Here is a 16,110-nt window from a genome sequence, read left to right on the forward strand (position 1 = left end):
CCATGACCGCAGGTCGACCTGCGCCTCAGGCCAAACGGACTGCGCCTCGTAAAGCGCTCAGTCTGGACCAGAAATTTGAAAAGCTCGGTCTGCGAGAGCCTGCCGACTTCGTGGTCCATCTGCCTTTGCGCTACGAGGACGAAACCCAGGTCGAGCCTATTGCCCATCTTTACCCTGGCAAGATGGCGCAGATCGAAGGACGTATTCTCAGCACAGATGTCCAGGCTCGGCCTCGGGCGCAGCTACATGCCCGTATTGCCGATGAAAGTGGCGAGCTGGCCTTGCGCTGGCTGCATTTCTATCCCAGCCAGCTCAAACAACTGCAAAGCGATTTGCCCTTGCGGGTGCGTGGCGAGGTGCGCCAGGGCTTTCATGGCCTGGAAATGGTGCATCCCAAAGTCACCAAAGCCGGCCAACCCCTGGCGCGCGCACTAACGCCCGTTTATCCCACCACGGACGGCTTAAGTCAGACCCAACTGCGCAAAGCCATTGCCGATGCGCTCAATACCGCGGACCTGCGCGACACGCTTCCCGAGCAAGTCCGTGCCGAATATGGCCTGATGCCGTTTAACGAGGCCATCCGGCTCTTGCATTACCCGCCGCCAGAGCTCAGCTACGACGAATTGTTCGAGCAGGGCCATCCCGCCTGGAGCCGCATCAAGTTTGATGAGCTGTTGGCTCAGCAGCTCTCCTTGGCGCAAGCTCGCGCGGCCCGTCAGGCTCAACGCGCCAAGCCGATGCGTGAAGCCAAGAGCGATTTGCTCCAATCCCTGCTGGCCTCCTTGCCGTTTAGCCTGACGGCAGCTCAGCAGCGCTGCGTTAAAGAGATCAGTGCGGACCTGAAGCGCTCCTATCCCATGCACCGGCTTTTACAAGGCGACGTGGGTAGCGGAAAAACCATTGTCTCGGCTATTGCTGCGGTGCAGGCCATTGCCAGCGGTTTCCAGGTAGCCCTGATGGCACCCACAGAGATCCTGGCCGAGCAGCACTATCTGAAAATGCGTACGTGGCTGGAACCGCTGGGCGTGGAACTAGCCTGGTTAAGCGGCAGTTTGGGCGTGAAGGCCAAACGCCTTGCGTATGAGGCCATTCGTTCTGGGCAAGCGCGTCTGGCAATCGGCACCCAGGCCCTGATTCAGGACAATGTTCAGTTTCATAAGCTGGGGCTGGTGATCCTGGACGAGCAGCACCGCTTTGGAGTGGGCCAGCGTCTGGAGCTGAACCGCAAGGGCGATGCACAGGACAACAAAGGCCAAGCCTATTTGCCCCACCAACTCAATATGAGTGCGACCCCTATCCCGCGCACGCTGGCCATGGCGTTTTTTGCGGATCTGGATGTGTCCGCGATTGACGAGTTGCCGCCCGGGCGCAGTCCCATCATCACAAAACTGGCGGCGGACAATCGTCGTGATGAGATCATGGCCCGCGTGCGAGCCGAAGTTGCTCAGGGACGACAAGCTTATTGGGTTTGTCCCCTGGTCGAGGAAAGCGAGGCCCTGCAGTTACAAACCGCTGTCGACACCCATGCGGCACTGGAACAAGCCCTGGCCCCTTTGCGGGTCGGCCTGATTCATGGCCGTTTGTCCTCGGCAGAAAAAGCGGAGGTCATGGAAGCCTTTCGCAGCGGAAATCTGGACGTGCTGGTCGCCACGACCGTCATCGAAGTGGGGGTGGATGTCCCTAACGCTTCTTTGATGATTATTGAGCATGCCGAGCGTTTCGGTCTGGCTCAACTGCACCAGCTGCGCGGTCGGGTAGGGCGCGGGCAGATCCAGTCCGTTTGTGTACTGCTGTACCAGGCACCGCTCTCGGCAGTGGCCCGCTTGCGCTTACGGGCCATGTATGAAACCACGGATGGCTTTGAGATCGCCCGCCGCGACCTGGAACAACGCGGCCCTGGCGAGTTTATGGGCATGCGCCAGTCCGGACAGGCCGGCCTGCGTTTTGCCAGTTTGCAGTCTGATGAGGACCTGATCGAACAGGCCCAACACTTGGCCAGCTCCTTTCGACGTGATTATCCAGACCACGCTCACCAGCATTTGCAGCGCTGGATGAAGGGACGGGAAGAGTTACTGCGTAGTTGACCATGAGCCTGCCTACAAGCTTCACCGTTTACGGCGTGCTAAGCCAGGCAGGATGGATATGGCGCCATAGGCGCCCCTGTATTGTGGTGAAGATGCTCAGCCTGTCCGGCCAGCGCTCTTTACCCAAGGTCTTAATGCTGTTTTGCACAAGGAATTGTCATGACATTGACCGAGCTGAAGTACATCGTTGCCGTGGCACGCGAACGCCATTTTGGGCGTGCCGCCGAAGCCTGCTTTGTGAGCCAGCCCACCTTATCGGTGGCCATCAAGAAGCTGGAAGACGAATTAGGCGTGGTCATCTTCGAGCGTGGCGGGCCCGAAGTGGCGATTACCCCGATCGGGCTGCGTATTGTTACCCAGGCACAGAAGGTCCTGGAAGAGGGGGCCAATTTGCGCGAAATTGCCCGACAGGGCCATGACCCCCTGGCCGGTCCATTGCGCGTGGGCATTATCTACACCGTAGCGCCGTATCTGCTGCCAAAGCTGGTTCCCAAGCAGATCGAACTGACTCCGCAAATGCCGCTGTTATTGCAGGAAAATTTTACGGTGCGCCTGCTGGAGCTGCTGCGTCAAGGTGAGATTGATTGTGCAATTGTGGCCCTGCCTTTGCCCGAGACAGGTCTGGTCATCCGCGAGCTGTATGACGAACCCTTTGTGGTGGCTATGCCGCATGATCATGCCTGGGCCAAGCGTAAGGAAATCGACCCCGAGCAACTGAAAGACCAAACCATGTTGCTGCTGGGCGCCGGCCACTGCTTTCGCGACCAGGTGCTGGATGTCTGCCCCGAGCTATCCCGTTTTTCGGCCTCCAGTGAAGGGATACAGCGCACCTTTGAAGGATCGTCGCTGGAAACCATCCGACATATGGTCGCCACCGGCATCGGTTTGACGGTCCTGCCTGCCAGTTCACTGACGGCCCCCGGACAGGCTAACGAACTGCTGGCCTACGTTCCCTTCAAAAAACCCATTCCAGATCGGCGCATTGCCTTGGTCTGGCGCAAAAGTTTTCCACGTCTCTCGGCCATTGATGCGCTGACCCGTGGGATCATGGAAAGCGGGTTAGCTGGTGTGAACTACTTAAAAGTCGAATACAACAGCAATTTCCCGTATCCTGAACTAGCGTAAGCCGCGCAGCCACTGCGTGTTATTCTGCTTCAGTATTTATTTAGCCCTCTGTTTAACAGGAGTCCACTATGGCAAAAGCCGTGAAAGCAGTGAGTAAAACCGCCAAGGTCAACAAGGCCGAAGAAGCCCCGAACACTGATACCAAGGTCGCAGTTGCAGCCGATGCAAAGGCTGAAGCAAAACCGGCCCCCGCCAAGAAAGTGACTGCTAAAAAGGCCGTCGCCAAAAAGCCTGCTACAGCGGCGGCCAAACCCGCCGCCGCCCGTAAACCGGCGGCTGCAAAACCGGCCGCCACCAAACCTGCTGCCCCCGCGACGTCCACCAGCAGCGCGCTGAAGATTGATATCGGCATTTCCACGGCAGATCGTGCTGCGGTGGTCAATGAGCTGTCCAAGGTGCTGGCCGACTCTTATACCGTCTACCTGATGACACACAACTTCCACTGGAACGTCACTGGCCCCATGTTCAAGACTCTGCACGAGCTGTTCATGACCCAGTACACGGAACTGTGGCAGGCTCTGGACGACATCGCTGAGCGTATCCGCGCGTTGGGTCATTACGCGCCAGGCACCTACGCCGAATTCCAGAAGCTCTCCTCGATTACGCAGCCCACTTCCGTGCCGGATGCCACCACCATGATCGAATTGCTGGTCAAGGGTAACGAAGCGCTGGCTCGTACCGCCCGTACGGCTTTTGATCGCGCCGACTCTGCCGACGACCAGCCCACGGCTGATTTGTTGACCCAGCGTCTGGACGTGCACGAGAAAAACGCCTGGATGCTGCGCAGTTTGCTGCAGTAATTCGTTCGTTGTCGCTGTCCAAGCGCAAGAAAAAGGGCCGCCGCAAGGTGGCCCTTCTTTTTTCCACTATAGAAAACCCTGAATTGGGTCGCAAGGCAGGCATAAAGCCTCGTTATCGGTGTATGCTTTCCTGCATATTCACGGAGGTGTTTTCTATGAAAATTCGTTTCACTCCTGTTGCAGCGGCCATGAGCCTGGCAACGGGTCTGCTCTTGTCCGGTGCTGCTCACGCTGACAATATCCGTATCGCGCTGGCGGGCCCTTTTACAGGCTCGGTCACCCAATACGGCGATATGGTCAAACAAGGTGTCGACACAGCCATCGAACAGATCAATGCCAGCGGTGGCGTTCTGGGCAAACAGCTCGAACTGGTCACTGTTGACGACGCCTGCGAACCCAAGCAAGGGCCTGTCGCCGCTAACCGTATCGTGAATGACAAGATCCATTATGTTGTCGGCCACGTGTGTTCGGGTGCGACCATCGCGGCCACGGACATTTACAACAACGAAGGCGTATTGATGGTCACCCCATCGGCTACGGCTCCTGCGGTCACCGATGGCAAAGGCTATGAAATGATCCTGCGCACCATCGGTCGCGATGATCAGCAAGGTCCGGCTGCTGCCAAGTTCATTCTGGAACAGATCAAACCCACCAAAGTAGCGGTGCTGCACGACAAGCAGTCCTACGGTCAGGGTATTGCCGCCTCGGTCCGCTCTGAACTGCAAAAAGCCGGTACGGACGTGGTCCTGTTCGAAGGGATCAATGCGGGCGACAGTGATTACTCGGCTGTAATCACCAAACTGAAATCCACGGGTGTGGACTTCGTGTACTTTGGCGGCTATCACCCCGAAATGGGGCTGTTGCTGCGTCAGGCAGCTGAGCAAGGCGTGAAAGTTCATTTCATGGGCCCAGAAGGGGTAGGCAACCCCGATATCAACGCCATTGCCGGCAAGGCCGTGGAAGGTATGCTGCTGACCTTGCCTGCGGACTTCTCGCAAGATCCCGACAACCAGGCCATCGTACAAGCCTTCAAGGACAAGAAGCGCGATCCTAGCGGTGCGTTCCAGTTGTCCGCCTATGCTGCCACCTTGGCTATTGCCGAAGGCATCAAGGGCGCTGGCGCTGACGACCCCGTCAAGGTGGCAGAGTACCTGCATGCCAACAGTGTGAAAACACCTATCGGTCTTATCAGCTGGAACAAGCAGGGCGACCTGAACGACTTCAAATTTGATGTGTTCAGCTGGCACGCAGACGGTAGCAAATCGGTCTACGGCAAGTAATCTCTGATACTTGTGTGCAAAAAAAAACCGACCTTCGGGTCGGTTTTTTTTATTAGGGTTTTGCGCTCAAGCCCATTCAGGCATCAATACGCAACCCCGTCTCGCGATCGAACCAGTGCAAAGGGTGGGGGGGCATGTGACCAATCTGGATGGCCTCCCCAATTTGAATCGGATACTCGCGCGTTTGTTCAATCGGACAGCGCACAATAATGCGGTAGTCGCCACAACCCAGATGCAAGAGCTGCTCGGAGCCCAGAACTTCGACCATTTCAACTTGCGTCGTCACACCCGGCACATGCAGCCTGATGTGTTCAGGGCGAATGCCCAAAAACACCTTGCGGCCTCGGACGGAGGCAGGCACCATCTCAGGGCCAAACTGCACAGACTGGCCATTGTCCTGCAGAATCTGACCTTGCTCGCTCACTTGCACCGGTAACAGGTTCATGGGCGGCGAGCCAATAAACGTGGCCACAAACACCGAGGCCGGTTTTTCAAACACCTCGACCGGAGTGCCGATCTGCTCGGGCATGCCCTGGTTCATCACAATCATGCGCTCAGCCAAGGTCATGGCCTCAATCTGATCGTGCGTCACATACAGACTGGTGGTTTTCAGGCGACGATGCAGTTTCTGAATTTCCAGGCGCATCTGGACTCGCAGCTTGGCATCCAGGTTTGACAACGGCTCATCAAACAGAAACACCTTGGGCTCACGCACAATCGCACGACCCATCGCCACCCGTTGGCGCTGACCACCGGATAGCTGGCCGGGACGCCGCTCAAGCAGCGCACCCAACTCCAGAATGGCCGCCGCCGCATTGACCCGTTGCTTGATCTCGTCCTTGGAGAATTTCCGGATCTTCAGACCATAGGCCATATTGTCAAAGACCGACATATGAGGGTAGAGGGCGTAGTTCTGAAACACCATGGCGATGTCGCGTTCAGCCGGTTCCAGATCATTGACTACTTTACCGTCAATCAGAACCTGGCCCGCCGTAACGGATTCCAGGCCTGCCACCATACGCATCAAGGTCGATTTCCCGCAGCCGGAAGGGCCCACAATGACCACGAACTCGCCATCGTTCACGTCCACATCAATGCCGTGAATAACGACCGTCCCGTTCGGGTAGGTTTTCTTGACGCCTTCAAATCGTAAGCTAGCCATTCAATAAAGCCTGTAGAGAATTACTTTTCAGAGTCGATAAGACCTTTGACGAACCATTTTTGCATCAGCATCACCACCAGTGCGGGCGGGATCATCGCCAAAAGGGCCGTTGCCATCACCACATTCCATTCAGTCACGCTGTCACCACCGGAAATCATGCGCCGGATACCGACCACAATCGGGTACATATCCTCTTTGGTGGTGATAATCAACGGCCACAGATACTGGTTCCAGCCGTAAATGAACTGAATCACAAACAAAGCGGCAATGCTGGTTTTGGATAGAGGCAGCAACACATCCTTGAAAAACCGCATCGGGCCAGCCCCATCAATACGCGCTGCCTCGATCAACTCATCCGGCACGGTCAGAAAGAACTGGCGAAACAGGAAGGTGGCCGTTGCCGAGGCGATCAGAGGCAAAATAAGGCCTCCGTAGCTATCGAGCAATTGCAAATCGGCCACCACCTTGTAAGTGGGCATGATTCGCACTTCCACAGGCAGCATCAGGGTGATGAAAATCATCCAGAAAAACAGCATGCGAAAGGGGAAGCGGAAATACACCACGGCAAATGCCGAGAGCATGGAAATAATGATCTTGCCAACCGCAATGCCCAGCGCCATCACCATGCTGACCAGCAGCATGCGACCCACGGGCGGAGAATTGGTCGCCGTGCCTTGCAAGGCGGTCAGGTAGTTCTCCACCATGTGCGAGCCCGGCCAGAGCGACATGGGCGCACGGGCCACTTCGGCACTGGTCTGGGTCGAGGCCACAAAGGTGATGTACAGGGGCAGGGCGATCACGATCACACCCAGGATCAGGATAAGATGCGTGAAAAAATCGAGAAGAGGGCGTCGTTCAACCATGACTGTGTTCCTTGCTGCGCATTAGCTGTACGTCACTTTGCGATCGATGTAGCGGAACTGAATCACGGTCAGTGCCACCACAATCGCCATCAGCACCACGGACTGAGCCGCCGAGGAGCCAATATCCAGGCCTCGAAAGCCGGTGTTATAGACTCGGTAGACCAGGATCGACGTTGCTTCACCTGGGCCGCCTTGGCTGACGACATCAATGATGGCGAACGTATCAAAGAAGGCATAAATAATATTGACGACCAACAGGAAAAAGGTCGTGGGCGCCAGCAGGGGAAACACAATGCCCCAAAAACGGCGCATTGGCCCGGCACCGTCCATGGCGGCTGCTTCAATCAGAGAGCGAGGGATTGCTTGCAGACCCGCTAGAAAGAACAAAAAATTGTAAGAGATCTGTTTCCACACCGAGGCAATCACCACCAACAACATGGCATCATTACCATTCAAACGCGGGTTCCACTCAAAGCCCTGCTCCAGCAGAAAAACCGCCACAATCCCCACGGACGGCGAAAACAGAAATAGCCATAACACACCGGCCACGGCGGTTGCCACGGCATAAGGCCAGATCAGCAGGCTGCGATACAGCAGGGCGCCACGCACCACACGATTTGCCATTACCGCCAACAGCAACGCCACCACCAGGCCCAGAACGGACACGGCAAGGGAAAACACGGCGGTCGTCTTGAACGAGGCCCTGTATTCCGTACTGCTGAACAGCTCGGTAAAGTTGGCCAGGCCGACAAACTGCGAGGACAGACCAAACGGATCTTCCAAATGAAAAGCCTGCCACAGCGCTTGCCCGGCAGGCAGGAAAAAAAAGATCACAGTAATGGCCAGCTGCGGAGCAAGTAGCAGGTAGGGAAGTGTCTTATGACGAAAGACGACACGTTTTTCCATAGGTTCGCGCGCAAGGGGAAAGGAGCGCCACCATCAGGGTGGACAGATTTCAGGTGAAACGAAAAGCGTATGAGCAGCCAGGACGGCCTGCTGACGGTTTAGTAGGGCCAGGGGCCGGAAGGAACGTCGTCAGGCGCTGCGCTCATACGCTCGATTGTAAACCACCCGCACAAGGCGGGCCCGGCTTACTTCACGCTCTTTTCAAAGCGCTCCAGCAGTTCATTGCCACGGTTTTGCATGGCTTTCAAACCTTCTTCAGGCGTGACTTTACCTGCAAAAATCTGTTCCATCACACCGTCCTCGATATCGCGAATCTGGGGCAAATAACCCAGTCGGATACCGCGGGAGTTATCGGTCGTGCTGGCATCGAGCTGTTTGACCGCCACATCCGCACCTACGTTTTTAGCGTAGAAATCGGACTCCTTGGTCTTTTCAAAGCCGGCCTTGGTCACAGGGACATAACCGGTGTTCTGGTGCCAGGCAGCAGCCTGCTCAGGGCTGGAGATGAACTGGAAGAATTCGGTAACGCCTTTGTAGACATCATCCGACTTTTTGGCAAATACCCAGAGGGAGGCGCCACCAATAATGGAGTTCTGAGGGGCGCCTTGCACATCGCTGTAATAGGGCAGGCTGCTGGTACCAAACTCAAACTCGCCGGTTTTGATGATGTTGGCGCGGTTGCCGCTGGAGCCGGTAAACATGCCGCACTTGCCGCTGGTAAACAGGGCGTTGGCCGTATCACCCCGACCGCCGTACGAGAAGGAGCCGTCCTTGGACATATCCGCCAGGAAGGTCATGTGCTTGAGAAACAGCGGATTGTCCAGCTGCAGGCGGGCACCGGGGCCACCAAAGCCGTTGTTTTCACTGGCATACGGAATGTTGTGCCAGGCCGCAAAGTTTTCCAGCAAAATCCACGATGGCCAGGACGAGGTATAGCCACACTCCTGACCGGACTCACGCAGTTTTTTGGCGGTGGCATGCAGTTCCTGCCAGGTCTTGGGTGGGTTTTCGGGGTCCAGGCCAGCCTTTTTGAACGCATCCTTGTTGTAGTAGAGCACGGGAGTGGAGCTGTTGAACGGCATGGAGATCAGCTTGCCCTCGTTCGAGGAGTAGTAGCCGGCCACAGCTCCCAGAAAATCAGCGGGGTTGATCGGTTTGCCCACTTTTTCGGACATCTCCTGAACGGGCTGAATAGCGCCTTTGGCTGCCATCATGGTGGCTGTGCCCACTTCAAAGACTTGCAGGATATCGGGTGCATTTCCCGCCCGGAAAGCGGCCACGCCAGCATTCATGGACTCGCCATAATTGCCTTTATACGAAGCCTTAACCTGGTAGTCCGACTGAGATGCGTTAAAGTCTTTGACTAATGCATTAACCCGTTCGCCCAAGGCTCCTTCCATTGAGTGCCAGAACTGAATTTCCGTGGCCGCTTGCGCAGTGCCAATCGAAGCAATCAGACCGGCCAGAGACAGAGCAAATAGTTTTGTTCGCATCAGGTTTTCTCCTGTATAAAAGGTGCCGCTAAGGTGTAGCAGGTTTTAAAACTCAAGCTTATGACTTGTTTATGACGCTCTCGTGAATGTATCCATGGGTTCGTCATATAAGCAATGACTAATTACCCTCAAACGCTAAGAAAACGTGTCAGAGGACAGATTTTAAATGGGAGCGATGATGAATCCACACGATACCTCTTTTAAGCTGGCGTTTATCGGCGCAGGCAATATGGCTAGCGCGCTGGCCGCTGGTTTGATCGGGAAACGCTGCGGCGGCTCGGACGTTTTGGCAATCGATATCTACCCGCCCGCCCTGGAGTCCTGGGCCCAGCAAGGCGTACACATCGCCCATGAGCCCGGTCCGGCCCTGTCCAGGCAACGTATCTGGGTTTTCGCCGTCAAGCCCCAGGTCATGAAAGAGACCGTGCTGGCCTGCAAACCCTATCTGCAGGACGATACCTTGGTGATCAGTGTCGCTGCCGGTATCCCCGCCACCGCGCTGGCCCAGTGGCTGGGTGAGCCTGGCAAGCCGTACCAGCGTGTTATCCGCTGCATGCCCAATACGCCGGCCTTTATTGGCTGTGGCATTACCGGTCTGATGGCTCTGGAACAGGTGGATGACAGCGACAAATCCATTGCTCAGCAATTGTTGAAGTCCGTTGGCGAGGTGGTTTGGGTTGAGGACGATGCAGCCATTGATGCCGTCACCGCCGTTTCGGGCAGTGGCCCAGCTTACGTCTTTTTGTTCATCGAAGCCTTGATCAAAGCCGGAATTGAGCAGGGCTTGTCGCCCGAACAGGCCCGCCAGCTCTCACTGGCGACCTTGCATGGAGCCACCCAGCTGGCAACCCTGTCTCCCGAAGCGCCCTCCGTCTTGCGCGAGCGGGTCACCTCCAAGGGCGGTACCACGGCTGCAGCTTTGGCTGTTTTTAACGAAGGGGGTTTTACGCCACTGGTACAACAAGCGGTCAAGGCTGCCAAACTGCGGGCCGGTGAACTGGCTAAAGAGTTTTCCTGATACCTGCTTGATTTTCTTTACCCCAAGCGGAATTAATCGGGCGCCCTGAACAGGCAAAACAAAAAGCATCCTCCGGGATGCTTTTTGTCTTTTAGCCATAAGGCCTTGAACAGGCGAGGTATTTTCAGGAAACAGGTTTTTAACAAAGCAGGCTTATTCGGAAAACACCGTTGCGCGGCGCTAGGGCTTATACGAAGTGACAACGTTTAGGCGGCTACCCCAAAATGGGTTCCCCTGGTGCAGAACAACGATTATCCAGGCACCAGAAAAAGCACTTTCTAAAAAGCAATGCCGGTAGACCCCGGCCTCGGGAGACAGCTGCTATGACCTTTACTCGACGCTTTACCCCCGCTCTGACCGCCCTGGCCACGGTAATGGCCATGGGTACCGCCTACGCGGCGGACACCATCAAAATCGGTATTCCTCAACCCATGACCGGCCCATCGACTCAATACGGGGACCAGATCCAGGCCGGTGCCTTGACCGCGATTGACGCGATCAATGCAGCAGGGGGGGTCAAGGGCAAAAAGCTGGAGGCCGTTCTGATTGACGATGCCTGTGAACCCAAGCAGGCCGTACCGGCTGCCAACCGCGTGGTCAACTCCGGCGCCAAGTTCGCCGTCGCCCATGCGTGCTCGGGCACGACCGTACCAGCTGTCAACATCTACGAACAGGAAGGGATTGTGGCGATTACTCCCGGCGCCACCTCGCCGCTGGTGACCGACACCATCAAACCTCATTACTTTTTCCGCACCATCGGGCGCGATGACCAGCAAGGCCCTTTTGCGGCCGACTACATTGCTGATGTGCTCAAGCCCAAGAGCATTGCCGTGCTGCATGACAAGCAAACCTACGGCTCGGGCGTGGCCACGCAAGTGCGTGACGCACTCAAGAAAAAGAACATGAACATCGTCATGTACGAAGGCATCAACGTCGGTGACAGCGATTATTCAGCCGTGATCACCAAGCTCAAGGGCGTCAATCCAGACCTGATTTATTTTGGCGGCTATCACGCCGAACTGGGTCTGTTACTGCGTCAGGCTCGTGAGCAGGGCATGACAAACACCTTCATGGGACCGGAAGGCGTTGCCAACCGTGACCTGGTCGCCATTGCCGGCCCGGCAGTGGAAGGATTGCTGGTGACCTTGCCAACTGATTTCACCAAGATGCCGGCCAACAAAGAGGTGATGGAGAACTTCAGCAAATACAAGCGCAACCCTAACGGGGCCTTCACGTTCCCGGCCTATGCGGCCGTACAAATTATTGCCGATACGATCAACGCCGTCGGCGAGGATTCGGCCAAGGGCGCGGACTACATGCACGCAAATGCGTTCAATACCGCCATTGGCGAGGTAGAATACGACGCCAAGGGTGATTTGAAGCACTTCGAATTTGCCGTTTTCAAGTGGGATAAAGATGGCAACTTTGATCTAGTTGAGAAATAAGACTGGATGATGTGCCCCCGCTCTTTATGAAGAACGGGGGCATTGCTTTTGGATGCCCACAAAGCCTCAGAACAAAACGACGGACTCAACGGAAAAAAACAAGCATGTCTGATTTACTCCCTCAGATCGTGCAACAGCTGTTCAATGGATTATCCTTGGGCGCTATTTATGCACTGATCGCCATCGGCTACACAATGGTCTATGGCATTATCGGAATGATTAACTTTGCCCACGGCGAGATCTATATGATCGGCGCCTATGTCGGGCTGGTGACCCTGACTGCGATTGGCGTAGGCTCGGGTCTGCCCATCTGGCTGATCATTCTTATCATGTTGCTGGTTGCCATCCTGGTAACCGCCGTTTACGGCTATGCGATTGAAAAAGTCGCCTATGCGCCGTTGCGTGGCAGCCCCCGGCTGGTTCCGCTGATCTCGGCCATTGGTATGTCCATTTTTCTGCAGAACTGGGTGGCCCTGGGTCAGGGCGCGCGCGACATGGCCGTACCAACGCTGCTGTCGGGTTCCTTCCAGTTCAGCCTGGGCTCGGACGGCTTTACCGTTACAGCGCCATACTCGCGTGTCATGATTATCGTCGTGACCGTGGTGCTGATGATCATGCTCAGCCTCTACATCAAGTATTCGCGACTGGGGAGGGCTTCGCGCGCGTGTTCCCAAGACTTGCGCATGGCCAATCTGCTTGGTATTGATACCAACAAAATCATTTCCTTTACCTTCATCATCGGTGCCATGCTGGCCGCCGTGGGCGGCGTGCTGATTGCCACCGCGATTGGCAAACTGAACCCCTTTATTGGCTTTATCGCCGGCATCAAAGCCTTTACCGCCGCCGTGCTGGGCGGGATTGGCAGCATCCCTGGCGCCATGCTGGGTGGTGTCTTGCTGGGTTTGGCAGAAACCTTTGCGGCTGCCTTTATTTCGTCGCAGTACAAGGACATCGTGGCCTTTTTGCTGTTGGTCTTTATCCTGCTGTTCCGCCCCACGGGCCTGCTGGGTAAACCCGAGGTGGAGAAAGTCTGATGATGAACCGCTTTAGCAATGCATTTATCGCCGCTGTTCTGGCAGGCATCATTGTGGCTCCCGTCTTTGGGCTGCAAATTGTGCGCTCCGGAATGACTACCCATCTGGAGAGCGATTGGCAGATCGTCCTGATTGGCATGGCCCTGGTATTTGTGGTTCAGCTGATCCGGCCCAACGTCAATCGCACCAAAGTGCGAGAAAGCCGTTGGACACTGCCGACGCTAAGCATGCAGCACAAAAAGATTCTGCTGTATATCGTGATTGCCTGCGCCGTGGTCTGGCCCTTTTTTGGCGGTCGAGCCCAAGTGGACATTGCCACCCTGGTGCTGATCTACATCATGCTCGGTCTGGGCTTGAACATTGTGGTGGGCTTTGCCGGCCTGCTGGACCTGGGTTTTGTGGGTTTCTACGCGGTGGGTGCCTACACCTACGCCTTGCTCTATCACTACGCAGGCTGGGGCTTCTGGGAAGCACTGCCGCTGGCTGGTGGCATGGCGGCCCTGTTTGGCTTTCTGCTGGGTTTCCCCGTGCTGCGCTTGCGTGGCGACTATCTGGCCATCGTCACTCTGGGTTTTGGCGAAATCATCCGCCTCTTGCTCATCAATATGTATGACCTGACCGGCGGCCCTGACGGGATTTCCGGCATACCCAAACCAACCGTATTCGGTTTCCCCATGGCGCGTCGTGCGCCAGAAGGGCAGACCACGTTCCACGACTTGATGGGCTGGACCTTCAGCAACCAGGACGTGGTGGTGTATCTGTACTTGATGGCCCTGGCTTTGGCCCTGATTACCTTGCTGGTCTCCAGCCGCGTGGTGCGTATGCCCATTGGCCGTGCCTGGGAAGCCTTGCGCGAGGACGAGATTGCCTGCCGTTCGCTGGGGCTGAACCCGACCACCATCAAGCTGTCTGCCTTTACCATGGGCGCCATGTTTGCCGGCTTTGGCGGGGCATTCTTCGCTGCCCGTCAGGGTCTGGTCAATCCAGAGTCTTTCACCTTTATTGAATCCGCCCTGATCCTGGCCATTGTGGTGCTGGGTGGCATGGGTTCACAAATCGGCGTCATCCTGGCGGCCATTGTGCTGACCGTGGTCCCTGAGCTGGCCCGAGAGTTTGCGGAGTATCGGATGTTGATTTTTGGTCTGGTCATGGTGGCCATGATGGTATGGCGTCCGCAGGGCTTGTTGCCTGTGCAGCGTCCTCATGTGGAGTTGCGCACATGAGTCCATTACTGCAAGTATCAGACCTGTCCATGCGTTTTGGCGGCTTGCTGGCGGTGGATTCCGTCAGCTTTGATGTGGCCAAAGACGAGGTATTTGCCATCATCGGGCCCAACGGGGCAGGCAAGACTACGGTGTTTAACTGCGTAGGCGGTTTTTACAATCCCACCTCCGGCTCGGTCACTCTGGAAGGTCAGCCCATTCACGGCCTGCCCAGCCACAAAGTGGCTCAGAAAGGGCTGGTGCGCACTTTCCAGAACGTGCGTCTGTTCAAGAAGCTGACCGTGCTGGAGAACCTACTCGTTGCCCAGCACAGCCAGCTCAAGGCCGGGTTCCTGTCGGGGCTGCTGAATCTGTCACGATACAAACAGTCCGAGAAGCAGGCCAAAGAACGTGCCGTGCAATGGCTGGATTTCATGGGGCTGACTGACCTGGCCAATCGCGAGGCCGGCAACCTGGCCTACGGTCACCAGCGCCGCCTGGAAATCGCGCGTTGCATGATTACCCAGCCGCGCCTGTTGATGCTGGACGAACCGGCTGCCGGCCTGAACCCCCAGGAAAAACGTGACCTGCAGGCTCTGATCGACCAATTGCGTCGCGAATTTGGCGTGGCCGTCTTGCTGATCGAGCACGATATGAGCCTGGTTATGGGCGTATCGGACCGGATTCTGGTGATGGAGTATGGCAAACCCATTGCCACCGGCCTACCTGAAGAAGTGCGCAATGATCCGCGCGTCATCAAAGCCTATCTGGGGGAAGAATAAGTGCTCAAGCTGGACTCCGTATCTACCCATTACGGCGCGATTCAGGCGCTGGACCAAGTCAGCGTGGACGTCAATCAGGGCGAGATCGTCACCCTGATTGGCGCGAACGGCGCAGGCAAAACCACCTTGCTCATGACGGTATGCGGTTCGCCCCGAGCCAGCTCGGGCAGCATCAGCTTCATGGGAGAGGACATCACGCACGCTGACACGCACCGCATCATGCGCAAAGGCATCGCCATTTCCCCGGAAGGCCGCCGCGTCTTTCCGGACCTGACCGTGTCGGAAAACCTGAAGATGGGCGGTTTCTTTCTGAACCGCAGCGAGATCGAAGAAGGGGAAGAGCATGTCTACAAACTGTTTCCCCGTCTCAAAGAGCGCGCCTCCCAGCGTGCCGGGACCATGTCCGGTGGTGAACAGCAAATGCTGGCTATTGGTCGTGCCCTGATGAGCAAACCCTCTTTGCTCTTGCTGGATGAACCGACGCTGGGGCTGGCTCCGCTGATCATCGCGCAGATCTTTGACATCATCCGCACCATTCGTGATGAAGGCGTGACGGTGTTCCTGGTCGAGCAGAACGCCAACAAGGCCCTGCAAGTCGCAGACCGTGGCTATGTGCTGGAAACCGGGAAGGTGGTGATGCAGGATACCGGGGCCAATCTGTTGGCCAATCCGGATATTCGCAAGGCGTACTTGGGCGCGTAAACAGCCAGCCCTCATAGCCTCAGCGCCGTACCGCACCGCGCATTTGAAGTATCGCTTTAATTGACGGGCTGTAAAAAAAACCTGAATCTCAGCTTGAGCTGGATTCAGGTTTTTTATTCGGAGAGTCAGCAGGGACAAGGATGGCGGCACCAACGCTAAAAGCCGTCGACATTCCTGCCCACAGTGTCAGGGGAGTAAAGCACGGCCGTATCCC

14 protein-coding genes are annotated in these 16,110 nt (G+C 56.4%); 10 read left to right on the top strand and 4 right to left on the bottom strand.

Annotated elements, in window-relative coordinates; translation table 11 throughout:
• The first annotated feature begins 2 nt into the window (after positions 1-2).
• From recG to ACOZ42_RS08150, 4 genes are all read left to right on the top strand, one after another.
• Positions 3-2,084, top strand: a complete 2,082-nt coding sequence (recG, locus tag ACOZ42_RS08135) for an ATP-dependent DNA helicase RecG (protein ID WP_426345809.1) — start codon at positions 3-5, stop codon at positions 2,082-2,084.
• A 159-nt stretch (positions 2,085-2,243) separates the two neighbouring features.
• Positions 2,244-3,209 carry a LysR substrate-binding domain-containing protein gene (locus ACOZ42_RS08140; protein ID WP_003800059.1) on the top strand — a complete coding sequence of 322 codons (966 nt, stop codon included), beginning with the start codon at positions 2,244-2,246 and terminating at the stop codon, positions 3,207-3,209.
• Between the two features lie 332 nt (positions 3,210-3,541).
• A complete protein-coding gene (locus ACOZ42_RS08145) occupies positions 3,542-4,009 on the top strand; it encodes a Dps family protein (protein WP_039943084.1) in 468 nt (155 codons plus the stop codon).
• Between the two features lie 155 nt (positions 4,010-4,164).
• Positions 4,165-5,289 carry a branched-chain amino acid ABC transporter substrate-binding protein gene (locus ACOZ42_RS08150; protein ID WP_003800055.1) on the top strand — a complete coding sequence of 375 codons (1,125 nt, stop codon included), beginning with the start codon at positions 4,165-4,167 and terminating at the stop codon, positions 5,287-5,289.
• A gap of 76 nt (positions 5,290-5,365) precedes the next feature.
• Here the strand turns inward: ACOZ42_RS08150 and ACOZ42_RS08155 are convergent, their stop codons facing one another.
• The 4 genes from ACOZ42_RS08155 to ugpB all read right to left on the bottom strand — a co-directional run bounded on the left by ACOZ42_RS08155 (position 5,366) and on the right by ugpB (position 9,713).
• Complete coding sequence (locus tag ACOZ42_RS08155; RefSeq protein ID WP_003800053.1) at positions 5,366-6,451, bottom strand: sn-glycerol-3-phosphate import ATP-binding protein UgpC; 1,086 nt, start codon at positions 6,449-6,451, stop codon at positions 5,366-5,368.
• Between the two features lie 20 nt (positions 6,452-6,471).
• Complete coding sequence (ugpE, locus tag ACOZ42_RS08160) at positions 6,472-7,314, bottom strand: sn-glycerol-3-phosphate ABC transporter permease UgpE (protein WP_003800051.1); 843 nt, start codon at positions 7,312-7,314, stop codon at positions 6,472-6,474.
• 21 nt (positions 7,315-7,335) lie between these two features.
• Positions 7,336-8,220: a sn-glycerol-3-phosphate ABC transporter permease UgpA gene (gene ugpA, locus ACOZ42_RS08165; protein WP_003800049.1), complete on the bottom strand. Its 885-nt coding sequence runs from the start codon at positions 8,218-8,220 to the stop codon at positions 7,336-7,338.
• Between the two features lie 185 nt (positions 8,221-8,405).
• Positions 8,406-9,713 carry a sn-glycerol-3-phosphate ABC transporter substrate-binding protein UgpB gene (ugpB, locus tag ACOZ42_RS08170; protein WP_059317629.1) on the bottom strand — a complete coding sequence of 436 codons (1,308 nt, stop codon included), beginning with the start codon at positions 9,711-9,713 and terminating at the stop codon, positions 8,406-8,408.
• A 166-nt stretch (positions 9,714-9,879) separates the two neighbouring features.
• Here ugpB and proC point away from each other — a divergent pair, with 166 nt between their 5' ends.
• The 6 genes from proC (at position 9,880) to ACOZ42_RS08200 (ending at position 15,896) form a co-directional block, all read left to right on the top strand.
• Positions 9,880-10,731 (top strand): pyrroline-5-carboxylate reductase, encoded by an 852-nt coding sequence (gene proC, locus ACOZ42_RS08175; protein WP_131071790.1) that lies wholly within the window; start codon positions 9,880-9,882, stop codon positions 10,729-10,731.
• 323 nt (positions 10,732-11,054) lie between these two features.
• A complete protein-coding gene (locus ACOZ42_RS08180) occupies positions 11,055-12,176 on the top strand; it encodes a high-affinity branched-chain amino acid ABC transporter substrate-binding protein (RefSeq protein ID WP_003800044.1) in 1,122 nt (373 codons plus the stop codon).
• A gap of 104 nt (positions 12,177-12,280) precedes the next feature.
• The gene (livH, locus tag ACOZ42_RS08185; protein ID WP_003800042.1) at positions 12,281-13,210 is read left to right on the top strand and encodes a high-affinity branched-chain amino acid ABC transporter permease LivH; all 930 of its coding nucleotides are present in this window, start codon (positions 12,281-12,283) and stop codon (positions 13,208-13,210) included.
• Positions 13,210-14,433, top strand: a complete 1,224-nt coding sequence (gene livM / locus ACOZ42_RS08190; protein WP_039942987.1) for a high-affinity branched-chain amino acid ABC transporter permease LivM — start codon at positions 13,210-13,212, stop codon at positions 14,431-14,433. The genes livH and livM overlap by 1 nt, the downstream gene beginning before the upstream one ends.
• Positions 14,430-15,194, top strand: coding sequence for a high-affinity branched-chain amino acid ABC transporter ATP-binding protein LivG (livG, locus tag ACOZ42_RS08195; RefSeq protein WP_003800036.1), 765 nt, complete (start codon positions 14,430-14,432; stop codon positions 15,192-15,194). Before livM ends, livG begins: the two co-directional genes overlap by 4 nt.
• Positions 15,195-15,896, top strand: coding sequence for an ABC transporter ATP-binding protein (locus ACOZ42_RS08200; protein WP_003800034.1), 702 nt, complete (start codon positions 15,195-15,197; stop codon positions 15,894-15,896).
• Positions 15,897-16,110: the final 214 nt, after the last annotated feature.

The organism is Alcaligenes sp. HNGD-HTN06 (assembly GCF_049932565.1).
Taxonomy (GTDB): Bacteria; Pseudomonadota; Gammaproteobacteria; order Burkholderiales; family Burkholderiaceae_B; genus Alcaligenes; species Alcaligenes ammonioxydans.